The 25,192-nt window shown below is 71.6% G+C and carries 22 protein-coding genes; 13 read left to right on the forward strand and 9 right to left on the reverse strand.

The window, feature by feature from the left end:
- The first annotated feature begins 25 nt into the window (after positions 1-25).
- Together Q8R60_13290 and Q8R60_13295 are read left to right on the forward strand one after the other, a co-directional pair.
- On the forward strand, positions 26-1,720 hold the full coding sequence (locus tag Q8R60_13290; protein MDP3713443.1) for a CocE/NonD family hydrolase: 1,695 nt from the start codon (positions 26-28) through the stop codon (positions 1,718-1,720).
- Between the two features lie 440 nt (positions 1,721-2,160).
- The gene (locus Q8R60_13295) at positions 2,161-2,946 is read left to right on the forward strand and encodes a hypothetical protein (protein ID MDP3713444.1); all 786 of its coding nucleotides are present in this window, start codon (positions 2,161-2,163) and stop codon (positions 2,944-2,946) included.
- Here the strand turns inward: Q8R60_13295 and Q8R60_13300 are convergent.
- From Q8R60_13300 to Q8R60_13315, 4 genes are all read right to left on the reverse strand, one after another.
- A complete protein-coding gene (locus Q8R60_13300; GenBank protein ID MDP3713445.1) occupies positions 2,943-3,752 on the reverse strand; it encodes a hypothetical protein in 810 nt (269 codons plus the stop codon). The genes Q8R60_13295 and Q8R60_13300 overlap by 4 nt on opposite strands.
- A gap of 636 nt (positions 3,753-4,388) precedes the next feature.
- The gene (locus Q8R60_13305) at positions 4,389-4,727 is read right to left on the reverse strand and encodes a DUF86 domain-containing protein (GenBank protein MDP3713446.1); all 339 of its coding nucleotides are present in this window, start codon (positions 4,725-4,727) and stop codon (positions 4,389-4,391) included.
- Entirely contained in the window at positions 4,724-5,239 is a 516-nt protein-coding gene (locus Q8R60_13310) for a helix-turn-helix domain-containing protein (GenBank protein ID MDP3713447.1), read from the reverse strand. Before Q8R60_13310 ends, Q8R60_13305 begins: the two co-directional genes overlap by 4 nt.
- Positions 5,240-5,329: 90 nt before the next feature.
- Positions 5,330-6,139: an SDR family oxidoreductase gene (locus tag Q8R60_13315; protein MDP3713448.1), complete on the reverse strand. Its 810-nt coding sequence runs from the start codon at positions 6,137-6,139 to the stop codon at positions 5,330-5,332.
- Positions 6,140-6,177: 38 nt separating this feature from the next.
- On the opposite strand from Q8R60_13315, the gene Q8R60_13320 reads away from it, so the two are divergent.
- Positions 6,178-6,669, forward strand: coding sequence for a GNAT family N-acetyltransferase (locus Q8R60_13320; protein ID MDP3713449.1), 492 nt, complete (start codon positions 6,178-6,180; stop codon positions 6,667-6,669).
- A 1-nt stretch (position 6,670) separates the two neighbouring features.
- On the opposite strand, the gene Q8R60_13325 is transcribed toward Q8R60_13320, so the two are convergent.
- From Q8R60_13325 to Q8R60_13335, 3 genes are all read right to left on the reverse strand, one after another.
- Positions 6,671-6,943, reverse strand: a complete 273-nt coding sequence (locus Q8R60_13325) for a hypothetical protein (GenBank protein ID MDP3713450.1) — start codon at positions 6,941-6,943, stop codon at positions 6,671-6,673.
- An 86-nt stretch (positions 6,944-7,029) separates the two neighbouring features.
- Positions 7,030-8,895: a M14 family zinc carboxypeptidase gene (locus Q8R60_13330; protein MDP3713451.1), complete on the reverse strand. Its 1,866-nt coding sequence runs from the start codon at positions 8,893-8,895 to the stop codon at positions 7,030-7,032.
- A 39-nt stretch (positions 8,896-8,934) separates the two neighbouring features.
- Positions 8,935-11,223: a DUF6351 family protein gene (locus Q8R60_13335; GenBank protein MDP3713452.1), complete on the reverse strand. Its 2,289-nt coding sequence runs from the start codon at positions 11,221-11,223 to the stop codon at positions 8,935-8,937.
- A 122-nt stretch (positions 11,224-11,345) separates the two neighbouring features.
- On the opposite strand from Q8R60_13335, the gene Q8R60_13340 reads away from it, so the two are divergent.
- The 6 genes from Q8R60_13340 to Q8R60_13365 all read left to right on the forward strand — a co-directional run bounded on the left by Q8R60_13340 (position 11,346) and on the right by Q8R60_13365 (position 14,918).
- The gene (locus Q8R60_13340; protein ID MDP3713453.1) at positions 11,346-11,654 is read left to right on the forward strand and encodes a helix-turn-helix transcriptional regulator; all 309 of its coding nucleotides are present in this window, start codon (positions 11,346-11,348) and stop codon (positions 11,652-11,654) included.
- Positions 11,651-12,232, forward strand: a complete 582-nt coding sequence (locus tag Q8R60_13345; GenBank protein MDP3713454.1) for a hypothetical protein — start codon at positions 11,651-11,653, stop codon at positions 12,230-12,232. Before Q8R60_13340 ends, Q8R60_13345 begins: the two co-directional genes overlap by 4 nt.
- A gap of 234 nt (positions 12,233-12,466) precedes the next feature.
- On the forward strand, positions 12,467-12,898 hold the full coding sequence (locus tag Q8R60_13350; GenBank protein ID MDP3713455.1) for a hypothetical protein: 432 nt from the start codon (positions 12,467-12,469) through the stop codon (positions 12,896-12,898).
- Positions 12,899-13,058: 160 nt separating this feature from the next.
- On the forward strand, positions 13,059-13,997 hold the full coding sequence (locus Q8R60_13355; GenBank protein ID MDP3713456.1) for a hypothetical protein: 939 nt from the start codon (positions 13,059-13,061) through the stop codon (positions 13,995-13,997).
- Positions 13,998-14,064: 67 nt separating this feature from the next.
- On the forward strand, positions 14,065-14,388 hold the full coding sequence (locus tag Q8R60_13360) for a helix-turn-helix transcriptional regulator (protein ID MDP3713457.1): 324 nt from the start codon (positions 14,065-14,067) through the stop codon (positions 14,386-14,388).
- Complete coding sequence (locus tag Q8R60_13365) at positions 14,385-14,918, forward strand: hypothetical protein (GenBank protein ID MDP3713458.1); 534 nt, start codon at positions 14,385-14,387, stop codon at positions 14,916-14,918. Before Q8R60_13360 ends, Q8R60_13365 begins: the two co-directional genes overlap by 4 nt.
- Before the next feature lie 55 nt (positions 14,919-14,973).
- Here the strand turns inward: Q8R60_13365 and guaA are convergent, their stop codons facing one another.
- A complete protein-coding gene (gene guaA, locus Q8R60_13370; GenBank protein ID MDP3713459.1) occupies positions 14,974-16,536 on the reverse strand; it encodes a glutamine-hydrolyzing GMP synthase in 1,563 nt (520 codons plus the stop codon).
- A 197-nt stretch (positions 16,537-16,733) separates the two neighbouring features.
- Between guaA and Q8R60_13375 the strand changes: the two genes are divergently transcribed.
- Both Q8R60_13375 and Q8R60_13380 read left to right on the forward strand, forming a co-directional pair.
- Positions 16,734-19,085, forward strand: a complete 2,352-nt coding sequence (locus tag Q8R60_13375; protein ID MDP3713460.1) for a hypothetical protein — start codon at positions 16,734-16,736, stop codon at positions 19,083-19,085.
- 122 nt (positions 19,086-19,207) lie between these two features.
- Entirely contained in the window at positions 19,208-19,420 is a 213-nt protein-coding gene (locus Q8R60_13380) for a hypothetical protein (protein ID MDP3713461.1), read from the forward strand.
- 335 nt (positions 19,421-19,755) lie between these two features.
- Here the strand turns inward: Q8R60_13380 and Q8R60_13385 are convergent, their stop codons facing one another.
- The gene (locus tag Q8R60_13385; protein MDP3713462.1) at positions 19,756-21,690 is read right to left on the reverse strand and encodes a hypothetical protein; all 1,935 of its coding nucleotides are present in this window, start codon (positions 21,688-21,690) and stop codon (positions 19,756-19,758) included.
- Positions 21,691-21,986: 296 nt separating this feature from the next.
- Here Q8R60_13385 and Q8R60_13390 point away from each other — a divergent pair, with 296 nt between their 5' ends.
- Together Q8R60_13390 and Q8R60_13395 are read left to right on the forward strand one after the other, a co-directional pair.
- A complete protein-coding gene (locus Q8R60_13390) occupies positions 21,987-23,597 on the forward strand; it encodes a S8/S53 family peptidase (GenBank protein MDP3713463.1) in 1,611 nt (536 codons plus the stop codon).
- A gap of 42 nt (positions 23,598-23,639) precedes the next feature.
- Positions 23,640-25,190 (forward strand): S8/S53 family peptidase, encoded by a 1,551-nt coding sequence (locus Q8R60_13395; GenBank protein MDP3713464.1) that lies wholly within the window; start codon positions 23,640-23,642, stop codon positions 25,188-25,190.
- The last annotated feature ends 2 nt before the right edge of the window (positions 25,191-25,192 follow it).

The following is a 25,192-nucleotide window of genomic DNA, read 5'->3' on the forward strand; positions in this document are numbered from 1 at the left end:
GCCCGCCACGACGAAGTCCTCGGCCATGCGCTCGCTCCGTCGTACCCGCTCTGCCCTGCTCATCGCTGCCGTCGCCCTCACCGGGCTGCTGGCCGTCCCCGGCGAGGCCGCCGACGCGCCCGCCGGCGCGGACTACAGCGAGACCTACATCGCGACGCCCGACGGCGAGAGCCTGCACGCCGAGGTCATGCGCCCGAAGGGCGTGAAGGGCAAGACGCCGGTCATCCTCGTCGTCAGCCCCTACCTGCACCGCGCGCCCACGGACAAGACCAGCGCCAAGGGCCCGACGCCGCGATTCTTCGACTTCATCGAGGGCGCTCGCGTCTTCGCACGCGGCTACGCCGTCGTCCAGGTCAGCCTGCGCGGTAGCGGCGGCTCGAGCGGCTGCCTCGACATCCTCGGCCCCGGTGAGCAGACCGACGTCGTCACCGCGGTGCAGTGGGCCGCCACGCAGCCGTGGTCGACCGGCAAGGTCGGGATGTACGGCAAGAGCTACGACGCCAACACCGGCATGGTCGGCGCGGCGCTTCGCCCCAAGGGCCTCGCGGCCGTCGTCGCGCAGCAGGTCGTCCCGGACCGCTACCGCGGCTCCTACAACGACCGCGTGCGCTTCCTGCAGTCGCTCGCCTACCCGGCGGTGAGCTACGGCTCCGCGGCTGAGCTCGGCTGGTCGGTCCAGGAGGACCCGGAGTACATCGTCAACTCCAGCGCCCACAGCGCCGACTGCCAGGTGGGCCTCGTCGAGCACTACGGCGACGACGTCAACAGCGCCTTCTGGAAGGCCCGCGACTTCGTGGCCAAGGCCAAGGGCTCGAAGGTGCCGACCTTCATGACCGTGGGCTACGTCGACAGCAACACCAACGTCGGTGGCGGCGCAGTCGACTACTTCAACGCCCTCGCCGGCCCGAAGCGGCTGTGGATCGGGTGGTGGGACCACGTCCGCGGCAACGACATGGTCGCCGACGAGCTCGCAATGGGCCGCGACCGGTTCTTCGACGAGGTCATGCGCTTCTACGACCTGCACCTGCGCGGCATCGCCCCGAAGGTCAAGGACCCGGTCGTCGTCGCGCAGACCAGCACCGGCACCTGGACCAGCGAGAAGACCTGGCCGCCGTCGGATGCGAAGGTGCTGACCGGCTCGCTGAAGGCCGGCTCCTACGTCGACGACGGCACCAACGTCGGCTCGCAGGACTCCGCGGCGGGCCCCGGCGGCTCGGGCGCGCTCGGTGAGGAGCAGACAGGTGCCGGCGCGTGGACCTTCTCCGCTCCGCTGACGCGCACCGCCCGCCTCGCCGGCGTCCCCTCGGCCTCCCTGAAGCTCGCGCCGCTCGTGCCCCGTACCAACGTCGCCATCAACGTCTACGACGTCGCACCCGACGGTTCCGCCACGATGGTGACCCGAGGCGCCGCGCTCGTCGACGCCGCCGGCGAGAAGGCGATCCGGCTGTTCCCGACCGACTGGACCTTCGCCAAGGGCCACCGGGTCGGCGTGCTCGTGTCGGGCGCCAACGCCGAGGCCTACGTCCACGTCCCGACCCAGACCCCGGTCGACGTCGAGGGCGGCACGGTCCGGCTGCCCTGGCTGTCATCGGCCTCGCGGACCAGAGCCCAGGGCACCGACAACCCGCGGCTGCGCGAGTACCTCGACGCGGCGCCGTTCACCGTCGCCGCGTCCGTCATCGCCGCCGGCACCGACCCCGCCTTCCCGCTCCCCCGCTGACCCACGGGCCCTGCTCGGCAGGAGATCTGGCGGCGAAGGCGAAACCCGGACGCAACCCCCCTGCGTCCGGAAGGCCCCCCGTGCAGCGTCTGCGCGTCGCCCTGCTCGCCACCGCCCTCACCGCCGCGCTCACCAGCGCCGCTGCCTGACCGCAACGGCGACTTCACCGCGACTTACACCTGCAACATCCCCGGCTCGGTGCTCCCGACCGCCGAGGGGCAGCCGCTGCGCCAGGCCCGCGCGTCGATCTACGGCCACGGTCTGCTCGGCAGCCAGGGCGAGGTCAACAGCTCCCACGTCGCCCGCTTCGGCGACGACGCCGCGATCCTGTTCTGCGCCACCGACTGGTACGGCATGGCGTCGGGCGACGTCCCCAACGTCGCGACCTTCCTCAACGACATGAGCCTGTTCCCGACGCTGCCCGACCGCGTGCAGAGGGGATGCTCGCCCACCTCTTCCTCGCCCGGCTCCTCAAGGACCCGCGCGGCTTCGCGAGCGACCCTGCCTTCCAGGCGGGCAGCCAGTCGCTGCACCGCACGGGCGAGGTCTACTACGACGGCAACAGCCAGGGCGGCATCATCGGCGGCGCCCTGATGGCGGTCGCGCAGGACATCACCCGCGGCGTCCTCGGCGTGCCCGGCATGAACTACTCGACGCTGCTCGACCGCTCCGTCGACTTCGCCGACTACGAGGCCGTCTTCAACGCCTCCTACCCGAGCGAGCTCGAGCGGCAGCTGGTCTTCGGCCTCATCCAGATGCTCTGGGACCGCGGCGAGGCCAACGGCTACGCCGCCCACATCAGCGCCGACCCGCTGCCCGGCACGCCGCGGCACGAGGTCCTGCTGCAGGTCGGCTTCGGCGACCACCAGGTGGCCAACCTCGCCGCCGAGGTCATGGCCCGGACCATCGGTGCGGCCACCAACGAGGGCTTCCTCGCGCCCGGCCGGCACTGGGGCGTCGAGCCCACCTGGGGGCTGCCGCTCTTCTCCGGCAGCCACGCGGGCAGCGCGCTCGTCTACTTCGACAGCGGCAGCCCGACGCCGCCCAACACCAACACGCCGCCCTTCGACGGCGCCGACCCCCACGAGCACCCGCGCCGCGGCCTCGACGCCCGCGCGCAGAAGTCGGCGTTCCTGCGCCCCGGCGGTCTCGTCGTCGACACCTGCGAGGGCCTGCCCTGCCGGGCCGACCCGGCCGAGGTAAACGTCTCGCAGCCGCGCTACTAGATGCGGGCGTCGACCCGCAGGTCGCTGGTGCACCAGCCGCAGCGGGTCGCCGCGGCCGGGACGTCGAAGGCGCAGTGCGGGCAGGCGACGAGCTCGGTCGCTCTGAAAGGCGTGGCAGAGCCAGGTACGCCGGAGGGCGCGGCCCCCGCCGCGGCCGTGACGCCGGGCGCGCTCGCGCGCCCGGCGCCGTCGGTGAGGTCCACGACCGGGTCCGTCACGAACTCCCCCGCCGGGTCCGTCGACGACTCCTGTACGGACGCCGCCGCCATCGCAGCGGACGTGCCGGACAGCACGACCGACCCGGCACCGTTGACCGAGCCGGCGGCCATCCGGGTCGGCAGCGGCGCGAAGAGCGGGTCCGCGTCGAAGTGCACCCGGTCGCCGTCCGCCTGCGCGTCGTCGGTGAGCTCGGCGCCGGAGGTCGCGTCGTCGATGTCGACGGCGCTCACCTCCGCGACCCGCTGGACCTCGCCGTCCGCGGTCACCACCTCGGCGACCTGCGGCCCGGCCGAGGACGCGTCGAGCGCGTCCGTCGCGTCGTGCTCGCCGGTGACCGCCGCGGCAGCGGCTCGACGGCGCAGGCCCATGAGCGGCTTGATGACTCCGACGAGCGAGATGACGGCGACGGTGACGAGGGCGATGAGGGCCTTGAGGAGCCCGTCGAACTCCCACTCGCCCCGGAAGGCCGCCTGACCGGCGTCGGTGGCCTGCGCGACGACGGCGGTGAAGGCGGCGCCGATGGAGAGGCCGACACCGACCTCCGCGACGCTGCTCCCCACGATGAAGCTCTTCAGGTCCTGCAGCACGGCATGTCCTCCCAAACGACGGTCACCCGGCGGTCACGGGACGACGTAGCGCCGATCATGGCCTCCGGGACGCCGGCTCCGCCATAGTCCGGACCCGGTCATTTCGGAGGGTTCTGCCCTGGTCGGTCCGTCCGGTCAGCGGCCCTTGAGTACGGCTAACAAGCCGGATGCAATGGATCCAACCGCGCCGCATCCCTGGCCTTCCTCTCGGGCCACACCGGCAAAATCTTGGGAGCGAGCTTGGCCCGAGGTGCGTCTCGTCACCGGAGCTACGTGCCGCTACCCGTCGCCCTCTTCGGCGGAACTCACCAGTCCACGCCCTCTTCACCTGCGTAGGCGCTGAGGTCCTCAGACCACTCCCGCTCGGCAACGGGCACGTGATCAGCTGGGATCTCGGAGCCGTCTCCCTGAGGGATGTCGGCCTCCGTCGCGCCCGCGTCTATGTAGCGGACGGAGGGCTTCTTCCGCGGAGACTCCGAGTGCCACGCGGTGACGACCACGGCCAGGGCAAGAATCACGAGGGGAAGTACCTCAGCAACGTACTTCCGCAGCGCCCGACGCCACGCCGGCGACCGTGAAGACGTGCCGCTCTGAACGGTGGCAGGCCAGCCCTCCTCGCGGCTCGTCGACAGGGTGTTACCCGCCTGGCGGAAGCCGATCCAGAAGTCGCCGCACCGCAACTTCGAGCGGCTCGAGATCGTGTTCGACGGCTCCGGTGACGTGGCCGTGGTTCGTGTCGAAGTACCGGTGGGCGAGGCGGTCACGCATGCGGGCGATGTCGCTCCAGGGGTGGGCCGGCTCGGTGTCGAGGAGCTCTGCAGAAATCGCCTTGATGGCCTCTCCGATCTCGATGAGCCGGACTCGGACAGCATCGAAGACAAGGCCGTCGGAGAGCCCACCGCGTGCCACGTGGCTCCGGATGGCGTCGATGGCATCAAGGATGTCCCGCAGCCTCTCGCCGTCGCGGCGGCTCACAGCGCGACCGCATCGGCAAGGGCCTCGTCCCGCACCCGTGGCTTCAGGCTGCTGACCGGCGCGAGGTCGACGTTGACCTTGAGGATGCGCTCAAGGGTGCCCTCGAGAGCCAGGACCGCGAACAGGCTGGTCTGCTCGGGAAGGTCGACGAGCAGGTCCACGTCGCTGTCGGGACCGTCCTCTCCGCGGGCCACGCTGCCGAACACCCGCAGGTTGCTGGCTCCCGCGTCCCGGACCGCCTCGAGCAGGGCCTTGCGGTGCCGCCGCAAGCGCCGACCGAGTGGCGTGTCGGGCAGGCCGCGGACCGCGGGGTCGCGCCGTTCCAAGCCAAGGGTGAGCTCGTGACCTGTTGCCGCGACGAGCCGCGCCAGCGTCGGGACCGCCGGCTGCCGCTTGTCGGCTTCGTACTCGCTCACCACGCTCTGGGTCACACCAGCCCGCGCGGCGAGCTCGGACTGCGACAGGCCAGCACGCCGACGCGCCTCTCGCAAGAGCTCACCCGTCGACCCCACGGTGCAGAGCCTATCGCGTTTTGCCGATAAGCAGCTAGGTGCCGTGATCAGCCGGTAGTTGGACCCAAATATCCGGCTTGTGAGCCGTACTCAGCGGCGCTTGAGCGAGGGGTGCTGGCGCACGAGCAGCGGCATCAGCAACCCGTGCGGGACGACCTTGGACAGCACCGAGCTGGCGCGGTTGCCGAGCCCGGGGATCACGACCGCCTTGCCCGCCGCCATCCCGTCGACCCCGGCGCGGGCGACGTCGGTGGCGCTGACGTAGAGGACCTTGGGTAGCGCGCCCTCGAACTGCTCCTGCGTCCAACCGGTCGCGGCGGCGAACTCCGTGTCGACCGGTCCGGGGCACAGCGCCGTCGCGGTCACCCCGGTGCCGCGGAGCTCTGCGCCGACCGCCCGGGTGTAGCTGAGGACGAAGGCCTTGCCGGCGGCGTAGCCCGCCTGACCGGGCAGCGGCTGCATGGCGGCGGTCGAGGCGACGTTGAGCACCGCGCCGCGGCCGCGCTCGACCATGCCCGGCAGCAGCAGGCTGCAGAGGTGGACGACCGCCTCGACGTCGACCTTGAGCATCCCGAGCTCGCGCTCCGGGTCGCTCTCGTGCACCGGCCCCGACGTCGACAGCCCGGCGTTGTTGACGAGCACCACAGGCTCGAGGCCGCGGGCTGCCACCTCGGCGACCACGTGCCGCCGAGCCTCAACATCGGAGAGGTCGGCCCGCACGACCTCGACGCGGACCCCCGTGAAGGTCGCAGCGAGCTCGCGCAGTCGCTCCTCCCGACGGGCCACGAGGGTGACTCCGTGGCCGCGCGCGACGAGCTCCTTCGCGATCTCCACACCGATGCCGGCGGAGGCCCCCGTGACGATCGCGGTCCGGTCAGGGGCGGGTGCAGGGAGCGGCATGGCCCGCACCCTACGACCCGCCGGTGTTGACTGGCACGGTGCTGATCCGCGCCGCCCGCCGCGACGATGTCGAGGAGGTCGTCCGCCTCGTCCATACCGCGTACCGAGGCAAGGGCGACAGCGCCGGCTGGACGACGGAGGCGGACCTGCTCGACGGTCAGCGCACCGACGCCGAGGAAGTCACCGCCGCCCTCCCGCACCTGCACGTCGCAGAGCGCGACGGCGTACTCCTGGGGTGCTGCGTCCTCGACCAGGACTGTCACTTCGGGATGTTCGCGGTGCTCCCCGGCCAGCAGGCAGGTGGCATCGGGAGCGCGATTCTGGCCCACGCCGAGCAGCTGGCCCGTGACTGGGGGCACGACCGCGTCGAGATGCACGTCCTGAGGCAGCGCCACGAGTTGCTGGCGTTCTACGCCCGCCGCGGCTACTCGCCGACCGGTGACACCAGCCCGTTCCCCTACGGCGACGAGCGCTTCGGGCTGCCGCGCCGCGAGGACCTCGAGTTCGTGGTTTTGCGCAAGCCGCTCTGACTCAGCCGCGCAGGTAGAACGCCGCTCCCGTGTCACCGGAGCGCGCGTCGAGGACCTGCGCGGCGACGCGCTCAGCAGCGACCGGGCCGAGGAACACCGTGACGTCGTGGTCGACCACGACGAGGTCCTCCGGCCCGGGCGCATCGGCGAGCTCCATGGCCAGCGCGGGGTGGTCGTCGCGCTGCGCGATGCGCAGGCCCGCGCCGTCCGGGAGCTGGGCACCGTCGATCAACTCGGCGATCATGGTCGCGGCCTGGTCGGTGAGACGAAGCATGCGGGAGCCTCCTGACAGGGTCGGAGGTGGGGGGTCCCCCCCACCATGGACCCCCGCCGCGCTCGGCGGTCAAGGCCCCAAGAGGATTACTTCGCGAGCATGTTCTGCAGCAGCGTGTAGCCGGTGTAGGTCACGGCGTAGCTCTGCAGCCCGTAGGGGTGGTAGTGCTCCTCGGTCGGCTGCGGCAGCAGCGCGCCCAGGAAGCGGACCTTGCCCTTGCCGAGCTTCTTCTCGCCGTAGATCGTGCGCCCTTCGCCGTTGGTGCCGGCCGTGACGCCACCACCGGCCTCCCAGACCGACTGCGCGACGGTCCAGTTGGGCGCGGTGTTCTGGCTGAAGGCGAAGCCGATCGGGACGGTGTCGAAGGTCTGGCTGGCCACTCCGCGCAGGCCCTTGTTGAGCGCCATCGTGCGGTCGGTGAAGTCGACGAAGCCGACGTAGCGCGCGTTGACCTCGACGTCGTCGGCCGCTACGAGGCCGAGGTCGGCGAGCACCGGCGCTGCGGCGTCGGTGACCACGAGCGTCCCGCCGCCGCTGACGAAGGACTTCAGCGCCTTGACCCACGCGGAGCGCGAGCCCTTCTCCGGCATCGCGCTGTCGGCGAGCACGACGGTCTGGAAGCCCGAGAGCTTGGTCTTGCCGGCCAGCACGTCGGGCACCCGCACCTTCGCGAGGTCACGCGAGGCGTACTTGTTGAGGTCGCTGAAGAAGCGCATCCGGCTGACGGAGTAGGGCTTCTGCGGCAGGTCCTCGCCATCCCCGCGCTCGTAGCCCTCGCCGTCCTTGGAGGTGACGACCGCAGGGTCGAAGACGTACGCCGCCTTCGTGCCGACCGGGTAGGTGAACTTCTTGACGTCGACGGCCTGCCGGAACATCTCGAAGTTGATGGCCCGGATGCTGTCGGTCCAGACCTGGTTGCGCACCGGGTCGTAGGTGAGGAAGTTGCCCGCCACGGTCTTGCCCAGCGTCAGCTCGGTCGCGAAGCCATACCCGTCGGTCGCGCCGACGGTGTTGTAGTAGTCGATGAGCGAGCCCGACGCGGAGTAGCCGAGCATGTCGTAGAGAGTGCCCCAGTGGTAGGGGCCGACGTCCAGACCGCTCGCGGTCCCGACCTGGGCCGTCTGCTGCAGCACGGGGTACTGCGACATCGACTCGGTGATGCCGTCTGCGAAGCGCGCCAGCGTCTCGGACTTCTGGTAGTCGAACTGTCCGACGATCTGCAGCCCCGCCGCGGCGTAGGTGTCGTTGAGCTGGCCGTGGTTGTCGGTGCCGAGGTACCAGCCCTTCTCCGACAGCAGCCGCTTGGTGATGCCCTGCGACTCGGTCTCCTGCAGGGTGCCGTTGCCCTTGTCGATCCAGCCCTGCACCGGGAAGTTGCGGTTGAGGTCACGACCGCTCGCGTTACCGCGGGTCCAGGACAGGCCGGCACCGGGCGAGCCGGCGATGTCGCCGTCGACCCACCCGTCGGGGTTGGGGAAGACGAAGTGGATGACGTAGCGGTCGAGGACCTGGCCGACCCACTTCTCATCGCCGAGGAAGCGCTCGTCGAGCATGTCCTCCATCGCACGGGCCGCGCCCTCACGGGCACCGATCTCGTCGCCGTGGATCGAGGAGACGACGAGCAGCTTGCGCTTCGGGCCCTTCTTGGTCTCATCGGTCAGCAGCACGTCGTAGACCGGGTGGCCCTCCTTGGACGTGCCGACCGTGGTCACCTGCACCTGCGCCGGGTGGGCGGCCTCCAGCGCCTTGATGCCGCACTCGAAGTCGGCGAAGCGCAGCCAGCCGACGGACACCATCGGCTCGGAGAAGACCCGGCCGTCTGGGCTCGGGACGCCGAGCTCGCACCCCATCGGGACGCTCTTCGGCGCCGCGGGGGCTGAGGCGGTGGCGGTGCCCGCCGCCACGACAGCGGCGAGCAGCGGCAGGGCGAGCAAGGCAGGGCGACGGCGCATGACGAGTGTTTCGTCGTAGGACGGGTGACTCCTGCTTGGTCAGACCATCTCTGAGCGGGAGCGCCTGCGCAGCAGCAGGGCGATCGGCAGCAGGAGGAGCAGCGCTGCGGCGGGGGGTGCCCAGCCGGTCGCCGGCAGGGCACCGACGGGCGCCCGGGTCGGAGCCGCGGTCAGGCCGGTGAAGACCGACTCGGGGGCCGGCCCCATCGGCACGCCCCGCGGGCCGGCGGCGAAGGTGAGCATCGCGCGCGACGGCGTGCGCTCTGCCGGCTGCCTCGTCCAGTCGCAGACCCCCTGCGGGAAGGCCGCCCGCAGCCGCTCCCACTGCCCCGCGACGAAGGGAAACGACCCGTAGCCGGTCGCCGGCGGGGTCGCGGGCAGTGGGGTGACCTCGCAGCGGACGTTGTCGTGGGTGGTCGGCCCGCCGGCCGCGATGCGCGGGGACCCGTAGTGGGGGAAGGCGGCCTCGCACACCGTCAGGTCCTCGACCGGGGGGGCGTTGCCGACGTCGAGGTAGCAGCGGTCGGTCACGTCGGTGGGCTTGCCGCGGGCCACCTTGTCGGCCAGCGACCCCGCAGCCGTGTCCGCCTCGACAGCGGCGAGCCAGCGGTCCATCGCGAGGAAGGCCTCCTCGGCGATCGCGGGCGGCAGGACGATCGACGTCGGGAAGGTCCAGATGACGTGGTTGTCGGCGTCGCCGGTGGCCAGCACGATCCGCTCGCGCATCTCGTAGGAGTGGAAGTCGGTGTGGATCTCGTTGTTGCTGGTGCCACGCAGGTCGAGCACGGCGACCTCGTCCATCCGCCGGAAGTCGTTGACCAGACCGGTGGAGTAGGCGATGTCGACGGCACCGGGGTCGGCGTCGGACCGGCCCTCGACGAACTCCCAGTCGATCGACTTCGTGCCGATCTTCTCGTTGAGGTCGACGAACTGCTCCGGCGTGATGACGCCCTCCTGCAGGGCCACCAGGCCGTACTGCACGCCGCGGTTGTTGTAGATGTTGCGGGCGAAGCCGCGGCCGATCTTCTTCTCGACGTCGGTCCAGACGCTGCGGTCCCGCAGGCCCCACAGGTTGACCTCGAAGTCGCTGGAGGTGCACCGCACGCCCTCCGGGTTGGTCGCCGGGTCGTAGACCTGCTCGGCGGGCACGGCACAGTCGTGCTGCGGGTCGCCGTTGGCGCCGAAGAGCGCCTCCCACGCGAGGCACGAGCTCGAGGTCTGGTACCCGGTCACGGCGGCGCGCTGCGGCACGACCGGCCACAGCTGCGGCGAGACGGTGGCGAAGTAGTTGTTGAACAGCACGCAGTCACCGACCTCCATGCGCACCGTCCAGGTGTCGGGGTAGCTGCAGTTCGGCTGGATCCCCTGCAGCAGACCGGGGTACGCCGAGGCGATGCGGTGCTGCTGGATCGAGGCACCGGAGCACCCGTCACCCATCGTGTAGCGGATCGGCCCGCCGTACTGCTCGACGATCCGCTCGCGAAGCAGGTACATCGTCTCTGCCGAGAGGACCTGGTTGCTGTTGTTGCCGTTGACGTTGAGCGAGTTGGTCGCGACGCCGAAGCCGCGGGAGAGGGCCTTCGGGTCCAGCGTCGACAGGGGGGCGGCCTGCCGGCGGTCGCCGTCGCTGCTCGCGCCGAACTTCCACAGCAGCTTGCGGTTCCAGCCCCGCTGCGGCTCGCGCGCCGTCCACGGCTTCGCCGGGTCGTAGAGCACCGAGAAGCTGTAGATGCCGCGGTCGCTGGTGCCCTTCTCGGTGCGCACGATGTAGGGGACGGACACGCCCTCGTCGGTCGTCGTCGTGTCGACGTCGGACGGCGGCGACTCGGGGTCGTAGGGGGCGAGGCTGTCGCTGCCGGTCGGCTTGTAGGAGAAGGCGTAGACCGTCGGGGCGTTGCACGCGGCGTCGGTCGGCGCGCCGAGGCCGTTGCTCTCGGTCTCGCACAGCCACGGCTGCAGGTGCGGGCCAGAGAAGACCGGGCCCTCCTTGGAGAAGACCGTCAGCTCGAGGCGTGCCGTGCCCGTGCCGGGGAGCGTGACCTCCAGCGTGCTTCGTCCGACGGCCAGACCGGTAACGAGCCCGAGGGTGCGCCCGCCCGGTCCTTCGCCGAAGGCGTTGGTGACGTCACGGCCGCCCACCTCGGCGACCAGGTCGTCGCGGTCGGCCCCCCGCGGGAGGACGACCTCCACCAGCGCGTCGCCGTCGGTGACCTGGTCCGCCCGGCTCGACAGCACGAGCAGCTCGACGGGGTCTCCTGCTGCGGCCTGGCCCGATGCCACCGGTGAGAGCACAGCCACGAGAGCGATCAGGGCGAGAGCTCGGCGCACGGTGGCCTCCTCGGGTCGGGACTGCGGCGTCCCGGCCCGTCAGTGTTTCGCTGGCGCGTCGCCGAGTCCTTCTCCGCGCTGCGGACTCGACTGACTGTATGAGAAGTCATACAGTCAGTGACATGGGGAGCCCGTCCGTCGCCGTCGGCCAGCTGCTGCGCGTCAGCCGACTCAGCGTCAGCGAGCTCGCTCGACGCTCCGGGGTGTCGCGCGCCTCGGTGAGCGAGTACGTCCACGGGCACCGCCAGCCCCGACTCGGCCAGCTCGAGCGACTCGCGGCGGCAGCGGGGCGCCAGGCCGACGTCACGTTCCCGCGGGCATGGGATGCCCGCAAGCGCGAGCTGGAGGACGTCCTCGAGCTGGCGGACGCGCTCCCGCTGCGACGACAGCCCGCCCGCACCCGCACCTGGGCCGAGATCACCGGGAGATGAGCGACCTCGGCTTGGTCGCCAAGGTGCTCCTCCTCCACGACGCCCTCGACGCCGGAGCGGTGCCGCACGCGTTCGGCGGCGCACTCGCCCTCGCCCTCCACGTCGAGCAGCCGCGCGGCACGGCCGACATCGACGTCAACATCAGCGTGCCGACCGAGCAGGCCGCGGACGTGCTCCGGCTCTTGCCTGCCGAGGTGGAGCACGGCGCGTCCTCGGTCGCGCGGATCCACGCCGACGGGCAGGTGCGGCTCTGGTGGGGGCGCACGCCCCTCGACCTGTTCTTCCCACAGCACCTGCTGCACCAGGTCGTGGCTGGACGCGTGCTCACCATGCCGCTCGGCAGCGGCGCGATCCCGGTGCTCAGCGCCATCGACCTGACGATCTTCAAGGCGCTCTTCGACCGCACGAAGGACTGGGCCGACATCGAGGAGATGCTCGCCTTCGGCTCCCCTGACGTCACCGAGGCTCTTGCCTGGCTGACCGAGATCGTGGGCGCAGACGACCCGCGGGTCGCCCGGCTCGCCACCCTGCGCCCGTCACCGACGGTCGGCGACTGGGACTCCCACACCCGACGCTGAAGGCCTCGGGCACCGCGGCGAGTTGTCCCTGTGTTGCGAATCGACTTCCATCTGTGGTCACCCGGGTGCTGAGCGCCTTCACCCGGCTGAGCCCGGGGCGACATGTCCGCCCTTCCGATGCTGTGGGGGCGACGGACTCCCGTCGACCCCGAAGCGATCGGATCCCGCATGAGCCCGAAGCCAGACGCACCACCTCACGCCGCTCCGCCCCGACACCGGACACGCCGACAGGCCGTGACCGCCCTGACCGCCGCGCTGTGCCTGGCGGTCCCGGCCACGGCAGCGCTGGCCAGCCCGGCCGTCGCCTCAACGGGCCCCTCCTCAGCGGCGGGCTCCTACCTCGTCCGCGCCGAGGCCGGTCAGCTCGGGGCCGTCTCGGACGCGCTCCGCAAGAGCGGCGCAGACCTCGGTCAGCGGCTCGCGCTCATCAACACCGTGGTCGCCACGCTGCCCGAGGGCGGCGCCGACGCGCTCCTGCGGGACAGCCGGGTCACCTCGGTGACACCCAACGCCGCCGTCTCGCTCCTCGGGAACAACCGCGACACCGTGGCCGCCGACACCGTGGCCGCCGGCACCTACGACGCCGTCGCCGACGCCGACTCGCTGCTCAGCAGCCAGGACCGGCGAGTTCACCGTCCTTGGGCCGACCGAGTTGTGACCAGCTGACACCGCGACACTGCGGGCCGGCCTCACTCCCCCTCGATAGTGCCCGGGGCTTGCTCGTCACATCGAGCACGACCGCAGACCCGGCGCTGAGGCCCTTGGTCCTGGCGATCGAGGACCGTCGGCCCTGGAAGCAGGGCCGCAGCATCGCGACGCTCGTCGCATGCCGCTACCCCTCGCCCACGAGACCTGGTTCGTCGACCACCCTGACTCGTTCCCGCTGGACTGGTCGGCGCTCGTACGGCCAGCCGTCCTGGTGGGCGTCGCCCTGGCGGTCGGGGTCGCCGTGGTCTGGCGCATCGTCGCCCGTCGACTCCCCCAGCCCGAGCTCGCCCCGCTCGCGCGTCTGGGTCGGTGGGCGGACTGGGCCCCGCGGCTGCTCGCCCTCCACCTCGGGGCGAGCCTGCTGCTGCTGACGCTGCGCGGATCGGTCCTCGACCCGGGTGTGCACGTCCCGGACACCGCCCTGGGCACGGCACTGCTCGTGCCCCAGGCGGTCGCCGGGGTGCTGCTCCTCATCGGCCGGAGGGTGCAGCTCGCGGCAGCTGCCGTCGTCGCTGCCGGTCCGGTCCTGCTCGCACTCGAGGGCGTCCAGGCCCTGCTCATCTCTGCTGTCCTCGTCGGCATCGCCTGCTTCCTGCTCGCCGTGCCGCCCGGCAGCGGCCACTACGGCCGCACCCGACTGGACCACGACCGGCTGCGGGTCGGCGTCCTGGCCCTTCGGATCGGCGGAGCCGTGACGCTGGTGACGCTCGCGGTCGTCGAGAAGCTCGCCAACCCGGAGATGGCCGGCGCGATGCTCGCGCAGGAGCCGGTGCTGGACCTGCTCTCCCCGCTCGGCGTGAGCACGGACGCCTTCGCGCTGGTCGCAGGGTGCGTCGAGGTGCTCTTCGCGCTGTTGCTGCTCTCGGGAGCCCTGCCGCAGGTGGTGGCCCTCGTCGCGGCCGTGCCGTTCACGGCCACCCTCGCCGTCTTCGGCACGACGGAACTCATCGGGCACCTGCCCGTCTACGGCGTGCTTCTCACCCTGCTCCTGCTCGGGAGTCGGACCGACACCTCCGTCGAGGTGTCCCGCCTGCGTGGGCCGCTCGTGGACGCCTGACGTCGTCGACGGCCAGCGCGCACCCTGCTGTCACGCAGGACCGTGCGATAGCCGATAAGATAACGACATGCCGTCACCCGAGGCCGCCGCCGCGACGCTGCTCCGGCGCGCTCGCCGGCGGCGCGACTGGACGCAGGCGGAGCTGGCGCGCCGGGCGGGCATGCCGGCGAGCCAGTTGTGCGCCTACGAGACCTCGACCAAGCAGCCCAGCGCCGCGACACTCGCCCGGCTCCTCGCCATCGCAGGAGTCACCCTCGGGGCGGTCGAGCCACGCGTCGAGCGACTGCGTCAGGCCGCAGAGCTGGTGGACGTCCTCGGTCTCCTCGAGGTCGTTCCCCTCCGCGCGCCAGGCGCACTGACTGCCCCGCCGTTCTCGGAGCTCGTCAGGTGACGACCTTCGTCGACAAGATCGAGCTCGTTCACGAGGCACTGACGCAGGTGCCCCACGCGTTCGGGGGTGCGCTCGCGCTGGCCTATCACGTGGAGTCGCCCCGGGCCACAGCCGACATCGACCTCAACATCTCGCTCCCGGTCACTGCGGCCGCAATGGTGCTCGCGTCGTTGCCTTCCGGGGTGACCTGGACCGAGGCCGACGTCACCGCCATCGAGCGCGACGGACAGGTCCGCGTCCTGTGGGACGCCACGCCGCTCGACCTGTTCTTCCCGCAGGACGCCCTGCACGACGTCGTCGCCTCGCGGGTGCTCGAGGTGCCCTTCCGAGGTCGCACGATCCCCGTCATCTCCGCGACGGACCTCACCATCTTCAAGGCGCTCTTCAACCGCCCCAAGGACTGGGTCGACATCGCCGAGATGCTGGCCTACGGCAACGTCGACGCCGACGACGCGCTCCAGTGGCTGCAGCGCCTGCTCGGGCCGAAGGACGCGAGGGCGGAGCGCCTCGCAGAGCTCGTCGCTCCCTAGGACGCTCCGCGCCCTGGATGTCGGCCCCGGACGTCCGCCCTGAGTGCGCGGCCGCTTACTCCCACTCGATGGTGCCCGGCGGCTTGCTCGTCACGTCGAGCACGACGCGGTTGACCTCGCGGACCTCGTTGGTGATGCGCGTGGAGATGCGCGCCAGCACGTCGTAGGGGACGCGGGCCCAGTCGGCGGTCATCGCGTCCTCGGAGGAGACCGGCCGCAGGACGACCGGGTGGCCGTAGGTGCGGCCGTCGCCCTGGACACCGACGGAGCGGACGTCGGCGAGCAGCACGACGGGGCACTGCCAGATGTCGCGGTCGAGGCCCGCCTTCGAGAGCTCCTCGCGGGCGATGGCGTCGGCCTCGCGCAGCAGGTCGAGGCGGTCGCGGGTGACCTCGCCGATGATGCGGATCCCGAGGCCGGGGCCCGGGAAGGGCTGGCGCCAGACGATCTCCTCGGGCAGACCGAGCTCGATGCCGACCGCGCGGACCTCGTCCTTGAACAGCGCCCGCAGCGGCTCGACGAGCGCGAACTGCAGGTCGTCGGGCAGACCGCCGACGTTGTGGTGGCTCTTGATGTTGGAGGTGCCGGCGCCGCCACCGGACTCGACGACATCGGGGTAGAGCGTGCCCTGCACGAGGAAGTCGACCGGCTCGTCGGCGGAGATCTCGCGGGCGGCCTGCTCGAAGGCGCGGATGAACTCGCGCCCGATCGCCTTGCGCTTCTCCTCCGGGTCGGTGACGCCGGCGAGCGCCGCCATGAAGCGGTCGACCTCGTCGGCGACGTGGAGCTTCACGCCTGTGGAGGCGACGAAGTCCTTCTCGACCTGCTCGGCCTCTCCCTTGCGCAGCAGGCCGTGGTCGACGAAGACGCAGGTCAGCTGGTCACCGACCGCGCGGTGCACGAGGGCCGCGGCGACGGCCGAGTCGACCCCGCCGGACAGTCCGCAGATCACTCGTCCGCTGCCCACCTGCGACCGGATGAGCGCGACCTGCTCCTCGACGACGTTGACCATCGTCCAGGTCGGCCGGCACCCGGCGGCCTCGAGCAGGAAGCGCTTGAGCACCGCCTGTCCGTGCTCGCTGTGGAGCACCTCCGGGTGGAACTGCACGCCGTAGAGCCCGCGCGCGGTGTCCTCGAAGGCCGCGACCGGGGTCGCGTCGGTGACGGCCGTGACGACGAAGCCGGGCGGCGCCTCGGCGACGGAGTCACCGTGCGACATCCATACGGACTGGCTCTCGGGCAGGCCGTCGAAGAGCACCGACGGGCCGGCCAGCGACAGGGCCGTCCGGCCGTACTCCGCCGTACCTGTCTGTGCGACGTGACCACCGAGCGCGCGTGCCATCGCCTGGTGGCCGTAGCAGATGCCGAAGGTCGGGACCCCGGTGTCGAAGAAGCCGGCCGGCACCTGCGGGGCGCCCTCGGCGTAGACCGACGACGGCCCGCCGGACAGGATCACGGCCTTCGGGGCGCGAGCGCGGATCTCCTCGGCGGTGATCGTGTGCGGCACGATCTCGGAGTAGACGTGGCACTCGCGGACGCGGCGCGCGATGAGCTGCGCGTACTGGGCGCCGAAGTCGACGACGAGGACGGTGTCGAAGTCCTGCTCGGGGTGCGTCACCTCCCCGAGCCTACCGAGCGGGCCCGCCTGCCCCGGAAAGCAGGACCAGGCAGGTACGACGACGACGGTGCGTTTCACCGGTGTATGACCCGATGTGACGGAGACTGGACCTATTGGTCACCTTCCTGTTAGATCGCCGTCACCTCAGGTCTCTGGCTACCCAGCCGACCCCAGCACCCCGGAGCGCACTCGTGCGGTTGCGTCGCGTCGTCCTGTCCACCTGCGCCCTCGCCCTCGTGGCCGCCCCGACCGCGGTGGCCCTCGTCGGCAGCGGGAGCCCGCCCCCGACGGCGTTCTCGCCGGCGCTCGTCCTCAACGACGGCACCGGCCAGACCACCGGCGGAGCAGAGCCGTCGATCGAGGTGGACAGCTTCGGCAACGTCTACGTCTCCGCACCGGTCGGGGTCCCGACCGGCGGCTGCCCCTTCTGGGAGGTCGACGCCGACGCCGCGACCTACGACTACCGCGGCACGATCGACGTCGACCACTTCTCGGTCGGCGGCGGTGACTGCGACATCTCGCTGACCGACAACCGGGCCGTCGGCGCGACGCACGACACCGCCTCCATCACGAGCCTGTCGCTGGCCAACCTCACGTCCAACCGGACGAGCGACGGCGGCGAGACCTTCGAGACGGTCGCTAACCCCGCGAGCCAGCAGGTCTTCGGCGTCGACCGGCAGTGGCAGGCCAGCGACCGCTCGCTCGGCCGCCACTACCTCACCGTGCACGACCTCGCCACGGTCAACATCCAGACGTCGGTGTCCATCGACGGCGGTTACCAGTACCTCCAGAACACCCCGGTCATCGACCCCACCGTGACCCCGCAGGCCCTCTCGACGGGCCTGTCGATCCGGGGAATCTCGGGCAGCAACAGCTTCGGCACGACGGTGGTCAACGAGCAGAGCCACAAGCTCTACGTGCCGTTCGTCGCGCCGCTCGGCTCGACCTTCGAGCTCAACACCGTCTACCTCGCCGAGGGCGACCCTTGCGCGACCCTGCCCTGCACGCCGGGTGGCCCCGCCGGGCCGATCACCTGGACGACCCACAAGGTCTTCGAGACCGACCTCACCAACAACCTGGGCCTCGGCTTCCCCGCCATCGCGATCGACGCCGGCGGCACCGTCCACCTCGCGTGGAGCGGTGACGGCTCGCAGGCCGCGAGCGCCGGCTCCGGCCAGGACGCCAACCGCATCTTCGTGACCCACTCCCGTCCCGGTGACGTGTCCGCCGGCTCGTGGTCTGCGCCGCTGGCCGTCGACTCCGGCACCGGCAACGCCAACGTCTTCCCGTGGCTCGTCGCCGGCTCGGCCGGCAAGGCCGGTGTCGCGTGGTACTCCTCGACGCTCGGCACCTGTGTCGGCGCCAACGGCCCCACCGCCGACGTCAACGACGACTGCAAGAACGTCTGGGACGTCTCCTACGCCGCCACCCAGGACGCCGACGCTGCTGCGCCGGTGTGGGAGGTCAGCACGGTCTCGGCCGCGCCCATCCACCGCGGGGCGATCTGCACCGGTGGTCTGTCCTGCCCCGCCGGGACCCGCACGCTGCTCGACTTCTTCGACGTGGCGGTGGACGCCGCGGGCCGACCCAACTTCGCCTACAACAGCGACACCCGGGTCCGCGGCACCGCCGACATCCACTACACGCGCCAGTGCTCGGGGACGACCTTGACCGGTCTCGAGCTGGCCGGCCCCTGCGGCTCCGTCGTCGTCGACCCGACCGGCACGGCCACACCGACGCCGACCGGCACGGTCTGCCCGGGTCGTGGTGCGGGCTTCGTCGACAAGGCCGGTGACGCCACCGAGGTCCTCGCGACCGGCGAGACCCCGCTGCCCAACGACCCGGCCGTCGACCTGCTCGACGGCTCGGTGTCCTGGAACGACACGACGAAGACCGCGGCCTTCCGGATGCGGGTCGCAGACCTCACCGCGGACCCGCTCGCCGGCGACGCCTACTTCCGCTGGCAGGTCAGCTTCCCGGACGACCCGACCGCCTACAGCCTGTCCGCGACCCGCTACGTCAACGGAACTCCCCCGGAGTTCGACCTGTTTTCCCAGGCCACCGGAGTGACGTCCCAGGTCCTCACCGGGTCCTTCGACCCCGCGACCGGCATCGTCGAGATCCTGCTGCCGAGCAGCAAGTACGTCGCTGCGCGCACCGGCAACACCGCCCTCACTGGCACGCGTGTCGTGACGATCACCACGGTGCTCGCACAGCGGCTGCTCGTCGCCGCCACCGTCACCGCTGACACCGCCACGACGGTGTGCAGCGCGCCGCTGGCCCAGCCGGCCGTGGTGACCACGTCCTCGCCCACCCCGACGGCGACGGCGACGGCGACCGCGACCGCCACGGCGACGGCCACCGCCACGGCCACCGCCACGGCCACGGCCACACCCACCGAGACGGTGACCCCGTCACCGACCTGCACCCCCAAGGACGAGGGCGGCAAGGGCAACGACAAGTGCAAGGACAAGGACAACGCCAACGGGCCCGACAGCCCGCCCGGTGACAACCGCGGCCCGGGTGGCGACGGGCGCCACACCGACTGACGTCGCACCGCTGTCGTCCGACGGACGCCCGCGCAGCCCGCGCTCCATGACCCCGGAGCTCGCGGCCGTGCGGGCGTCCGTCGTCGCGGGCTGGCGGCTCGACGCGACCCACCGGCCAGGGGGTGCCCAAGCCCGACCTCGGTGACGTCGCCGTGCACGCCACGGGCCTACCTGCCGCGCAGTGGAACGGCGGTCACGTCACCGGTCCGCATCCTCGGGTCGACCACGTCGAGCAGTTCTTCACCACCCGGTCCCTGCCGTGGGGCGTGCTCGTGCCCGCCGAGCTCCAGCTGCGCCCTTGGGGCTGGTCCACCTGCGCGAGCAGGAGCTCATGACCGGGGCCCTGCCGTCACGCCGCCCACGTGGCCGGGCGGCGTGACGGTGCGCCTCGACGCCCCCGCGACCGACATCGCGGCCGTGCAGGCTGCGGCGTTCGACGGGGGCGTCCCCGTCGCACCGCCCAGGTCGTCCGGGCAGGTGCGTCCGCGGGCGTCTACGGCGTCGCCGTCGTCGACGGCGCGCGCCGCCGCGGTCTCGGGGCAGCCCTGGCACCGCCCAGGACGGCACGGCGGGGGACGGCAGGCAGACGCACGCGAACTCCTCGTAGCTGGTGTGCGTCAGGGTTCTACGCCCACCCTGCGAGCCCTGCCGCCGGCCGGGGTGACCCCGGCTACGAGCGGGCGTTGAGGCTCGTAGCGGCGTACTTGCCCGCGAGCCCGGCGTAGGTGACCTTGACGGCCTGGCCGGGCTTGAGGCCGCTGACCTTGGCGACGCCCTTCGCGTCGGTCTTCGCGGTCTTCTTCACCGAGCCCTGCGCGAAGGTGACGGTCTGCCCGGCGACGGCCTTCTTGTCGTCGTCGAGCAGGGTCGCGGTGACCGCACCCTTGGCGCCCTTCGCGGACAGCACCGTCTTCTCGACGGCGACCGTGAAGGGCACCGAGAGCGCGGACTTGTCGAACGCCCCGGCACCGGCGAAGGCAGCGGTCATCGTGGTTGCACCGGCAGTGGCCCGCACGGTCATGGCGACGCGCGCGACGCCGTCGGTACCGGTCGTGACGGTGGCCGTGGTGCCCGGCAGCGCCAGCGTGACCTTCTGCCCGGCGACCGGCTTCCCGGCGCTGTCGGCCAGCTTCACGGCCAGCTTCGCCACGTCACCGAACTGCGCCTTGGTGGCGCCGAGGTTCGTCAGCGTCGTCGGCGACGTGAAGCACGCGTTGTCCCCGACCGTCCACGTCTCGGCGGGCGTCGCTGCCGCGGCGTTGTCCTTCGCCGTCGTGTCCACCGTGAAGCTGGCGGCGAGGTACTGCGCCGACGCCCGCCCGAGGACCGCAGTCAGCGTCTTGCCGGCGTCGAACTCGCCCGCCGTCGCCTTCGTCAGCTCAGCAGTCGGGATGGCCATGATGACGGTGCTGTTGGTGGCGTCGTACGTCACCTTCAGCGTCGACGTGACGGCAGTGCCGTCCACCGAGAGGCGGGTCGGTGGGTTCAGCTTGACCGGAAGCGGGGCGGTCACGCTCGCGAGGCCCTCGTGCACCGCCGTGATCTGCGCGGGGTCGTAGGCGGTGCCGACGATCTGCACCAGCTTCTTGCCGGCGGTGAACAGGGTGGAGAAGGTGTGGCCCGGCGCCTCGGCCGGGCGCTTCCCGAGCTTGTCGACCTTGAGGAACGCCTTCGTGGTCTCAGGTGTCGACTGCAGCGTCAGGCCGAGGAGGTCCAGGTCAGGGTCGTTCGCCTCGGAAACGACGGAAGGGGCATCGCCCTTGGCGTCGGCGAAGGTGAAGCAGCCGGCGCGCGGCAGACCTGCCGCAGCTGCGGGCGGCGCACCCGACGGGGTCGGGCTGGCGGAGCCGGACGGGGATGCGGTGGCGGTCGGGGAGGCGGACCCGGAGGGCGAAGCGCTCGCGGTCGGCGTGGCCGAGGCGCTCGGGGTACCGGTCGCACTGCCGGACGGGGCAGGCGCAGGTGCACCGCCGGCCATCTCGCAGGCCGTGCCGATCGTCGTGGTGAGCTTGGTGGGCGCGTCGTCGTAGCGCGTGACCGGGAGCCCGTCGACCTGGTTGCTGGTGTAGGCGTTGAGCCCCGTCGCGGACTGGCCCGCCACCGGCTTGCCAACGGACTTGGCGAGCTCGGTGAGCTTGCCGGTGATCGTGACCGTCTTGGACTTCACGTCGTAGGTCGCGGTGGCCGCGCCGTTCGGCGTGTCGCTCGTGAAGTTGAGGATGGCCGCCGTCACGTCGAGCTCCACCCCGAGGGGCTTGATGCGATCGGCGTAGGCCAGCATCTCCTGCCCCGCGAGAGTGAACTCGAGGCCGAACTCGTCACCTGCGTCACTCGAGGAGTCGCCGAGCCCGTCGGTGGTGATGCGGATCACGAAGCTGTCGCCGACCGTGCCCACGGCAGCGGCGGTGATGTCCATCTGCGCGTCCTCGGTGAGGGGGATGCCCGCCTGCCCGGTGGTCGAGTCGCCCTTGGGGTCGGTCCACGCCGGGCAGGCGTCGGCGCTGGCCGTGCCGATCCAGGCGGTGAGACCGACGGTGGCGACGAGCGTTGCGGCACCCGTCATGGCGACGGTGCGGCGGGCGGCAAGACGGCCGGACAGTGTCACGGGTGCTCCTAGGTAGCGGGCTGGGTTTCCGCGGGGTGTTGACCTGCCTGATTCGACGCCGACGCGGCGACTCCTGCCCGGCCATCTAGCCGGGACAGCATCGAGGGCGCCGCACCTGAGTGCGACGCCCTCGATGGGACACAGTCGGTGGCCCCCCGACCTCCGACCGTCCGTGCGGGAGCGCCGCCCCCGCAGCGCCTCCGCAATATTTGTCCCATGCGCGGGCACCGGGGGACAGTGATCTGTCGGGATCCCGACAGGCAGGAAAAAGTACGCCGATGTCGTACTCCTCCTGCATGCGACTGCTCTCCCCTCGGATCGCCCTGCTGGTCGCGGCCGGCGTCCTCGCCGTGCCGGCCCTGTCGACGCTGCAGTCCGCGTCGGCGGCTCCTACGCGGCCGGGCGACGACGCGGTCGTCATCGCGGTCATCGACAGCGGCTTCTCGCCGTACCACCTGGACTACCGGGCCACCCAGATGCCGCAGGCCAAAACCGCCAGCAAGGCCGACGACCTGCCGCTGACCAAAGCGCCGCACACCTGGCTCAAGGGGTTCCCGAAGCCCGGTGAGTTCGAGAGCTACATGGCCACGCGCCTGACACTGCCGAAGAACCCCAAGGCCGACATGGCCGCCTTGCAGAAGAGCGATGCGGACGCCTGGGGGGACCTCGAGCGCAGCACGGCGGCGGCGCTCAACTACACGTGGATGCCGGGCACCAAGGTCATCGGTGCGATGTCCTTCGCGTCGAGCACCCCACTGGTCTACGGCACCGGCGGCCCGGAGCACGGGATGGGCACCTCGAGCGTCTCGGTCGGCAACATCTACGGCTCCTGCCCGGAGTGCCTGCTGGTCTTCTTGCAGGCCGGTGCGGGCCCCGACTACGAAGCGGCGCTGTCCTGGGCCATGGCCCAGCCGTGGATCGACGCGGTGAGCAACAGCTACGGCATCTCGACCGCGCCCGTCGTGCGCGACCGCGTCTACAACGGCTCCGACGTGCCGCTGATGAAGAAGGCGACCGAGCGCGGCCAGACCGTCTTCTTCAGCGCCGGCAACGGCGTCACCAACGACTTCATCACCCCCAACGGCACCCTGCTGTCGTCGCAGGAGGGCCCCGACTGGATCGTCACGGTCGGCGCCACCGACAAGGACGACGTCGACTACACCGGCTCGGGCAAGCCCGCCGACGTCGCGAGCATCGGCGGGCTCTACCCCTCGGCCATCAACGCCAAGGACACCAGCGGCTCAGGGCTGTTCGGAGGTACGTCGAACGCCACCCCTGTGGTCGCCGGCACCTACGGGCGGGCGCTCTGGCTCGCCCGCCAGGCGCTGTCCGGCCCCTCGCGCGTGCAGGGCGCCGGCGTCATCGCGAGCGGCGGCAAGGTCGCCTGCGGTCCGGCCCGCAAGGACTGCGAGCTGCGCGACGGGCGGCTGACCCGCGCGGAGCTGCAGAACCGGCTCTTCCTCGGCGCGACCCCGACCACCGGCGGCTTCGCGGGCCGCCGCACCATCCCGGGTTCCGTGCTCGGCCTTGTGCCCGTGCCCGCCCCGGTCGGCGGCATGGCGATCCCCTTCGTGACGACCCCGCCAATCGCCGACACCCGGATGGCCTCGGAGGGCTACGGCACCTACCGCGGCAAGATCGACGGCCCCGCGACGTGGAAGGCGGAGTTCGACAGCCGGCTGTGGGACGTCCTGCGCGGCACGAAGCCCTCACCCACCCGCCCGGCCGGTGAGACAGAGTGGTTCCGCGTCGACTCCGAGTGCCGCCAGCACATCTGGGGCTCCTGGACGCAGGGCGCCTACGTCGACGACGCCACGACCCCTCTGCCCTCGCCCGACCCGATGTGGCCGACCCGCACCCTCATCCAGACCGCCTGCCCCGCACTGGTCGCCCCACCGGAGTCCTGACGCCGGCAGGAAGTGCGCGTTGCGCGTCGTATTCCTCCTCTCATGCGCCTGCGCTCGCTCCTGACCGTCGCCACCGCTGCCGTCGTCGCCGTCCCCGGCCTGGCCGCGCTCGACACCGCCGATGCCGCGCCGACCCGCGGGGTCGAGGACATGGTTGTCGTCGCCGTGCTCGACAGCGGCATGTCGCCCTACCACCTCGACTACCGCGCGTCGGAGATGCCGCAGGCCAAGACGGCCTCGAAGGCTGACGACCTGCCGCTGTCGAAGGCGCCGCACACCTGGGTGGAGGGCTTCCCGTCGACGACGAGCTTCGCCTCCTACGGCGCCACGAGGCTCACCCTCGACACCGAGCCGACGGCGCGGATGGACGCGTTGCAGCAGGAGGACGCCGACGCGTGGGACGAGCTGCAGACCTCCGAGGTCGGCAAGCCGCTGCACTACACGTGGTTCCCCGGCACGAAGGTGATCGGCGCGGTGTCCTTCTCCGACACCAAGCCGCTCGTCTACGGGACTGGCGGTGGCGAGCACGGCCAGGGCACGAGCAGCGTCTCGGTCGGCAACCGCTTCGGCAGCTGCCCGGAGTGCCTGCTCGTCTTCCTGCAGACCCCGGACGCTGCCTCCTACGAGGCTGGCATCCAGTGGGCGCAGAAGCAGCCGTGGATCGACGCGATCAGCGTCTCGCTCGGCATCAACGCGAGCGGCGTCGTGCGCGACCGCATCTACGAGGGCAGTGACGTGCAGCTCGCCCGGCAGGCGGTCGAGCGCGGGCAGACCGCGTTCTTCTCCGGCGGCAACGGCCTCGAGAACGCCTTCGTCGCCCCGCAGTCCACCCTGCTCAACTCGCAGAACGGCCCCGACTGGGCGGTCACCGTCGGGGCGATCGACCCCTCCGGAAACAACTTCTCGGGCAACGGCAAGCCGACCGAGATCGCGAGCCTGGGCCTCGGCTACCCCTCGTCGTACACCAGCACCACCATCAGCAACGGCGGTGACTTCAGCGGCACCTCCAACGCGACACCGGTCATCGCCGGGACCTACGCCCGCGCTCTCTGGAAGGCCCGCACCGCCCTCGCCGGCGCGTCGCGGGTGCAGTCGAAGGGCGTCATCGCCAAGGGACCCAAGCTCGCCTGCGGCGCGGCCCGGCGCGGCTGCGAGCTCGGCGACGGGGTCCTGACCCAGCCAGAGCTGCTCGAGCGTCTCTACAAGGGCGCGACCCCCACTGACAAGGGCACGACTCCCTTGGCCGTGGCCGGCCTCGGCTCGATCGGGGCGCCGCACGTCGCCGACGAGCGCTTCGCCTCCGAGGGCCACGGCGTCTACTGGGCCCGCGAGCGCGGCGAGGACAAGTGGCAGCAGGAGTTCGACGACCGGCTGTGGGGCGTGCTCCGTGGCGTGAAGGCCGCGCCCGAGCGGCCCGCTGGCGAGGTCGAGTGGTTCCGCGTCGAGTCCTACTGCCGCCAGGAGTACTGGGGCCGCTGGAAGCTCGGCGCCTTCCGTGACGCCAACTCGACGCCGCTGCCCGCCGCCGACCCGGACTACCCGACCCGCAGCGCCCTGCTCGAGACCTGCCCCTCACGGAGCAACGACGGCTGACC

Source organism: Mycobacteriales bacterium (genome assembly GCA_030697205.1).
Lineage (GTDB): Bacteria > Actinomycetota > Actinomycetes > Mycobacteriales > SCTD01 > JAUYQP01.

Bases quoted from the DNA above. Each gene is read 5' to 3' on its own strand.
- Q8R60_13345 (MDP3713454.1), top strand. From the start codon at position 11,651: ATGAGCGACCTCGGCTTGGTCGCCAAGGTGCTCCTCCTCCACGACGCC.
- Q8R60_13395 (MDP3713464.1), top strand. From the start codon at position 23,640: ATGCGCCTGCGCTCGCTCCTGACCGTCGCCACCGCTGCCGTCGTCGCC.
- Q8R60_13330 (MDP3713451.1), bottom strand. From the start codon at position 8,895: ATGCGCCGTCGCCCTGCCTTGCTCGCCCTGCCGCTGCTCGCCGCTGTC.
- Q8R60_13355 (MDP3713456.1), top strand. From the start codon at position 13,059: ATGCCGCTACCCCTCGCCCACGAGACCTGGTTCGTCGACCACCCTGAC.
- Q8R60_13360 (MDP3713457.1), top strand. From the start codon at position 14,065: ATGCCGTCACCCGAGGCCGCCGCCGCGACGCTGCTCCGGCGCGCTCGC.
- Q8R60_13290 (MDP3713443.1), top strand. From the start codon at position 26: ATGCGCTCGCTCCGTCGTACCCGCTCTGCCCTGCTCATCGCTGCCGTC.
- Q8R60_13315 (MDP3713448.1), bottom strand. From the start codon at position 6,139: ATGCCGCTCCCTGCACCCGCCCCTGACCGGACCGCGATCGTCACGGGG.
- Q8R60_13390 (MDP3713463.1), top strand. From the start codon at position 21,987: ATGCGACTGCTCTCCCCTCGGATCGCCCTGCTGGTCGCGGCCGGCGTC.
- Q8R60_13325 (MDP3713450.1), bottom strand. From the start codon at position 6,943: ATGCTTCGTCTCACCGACCAGGCCGCGACCATGATCGCCGAGTTGATC.
- Q8R60_13340 (MDP3713453.1), top strand. From the start codon at position 11,346: ATGGGGAGCCCGTCCGTCGCCGTCGGCCAGCTGCTGCGCGTCAGCCGA.
- Q8R60_13295 (MDP3713444.1), top strand. From the start codon at position 2,161: ATGCTCGCCCACCTCTTCCTCGCCCGGCTCCTCAAGGACCCGCGCGGC.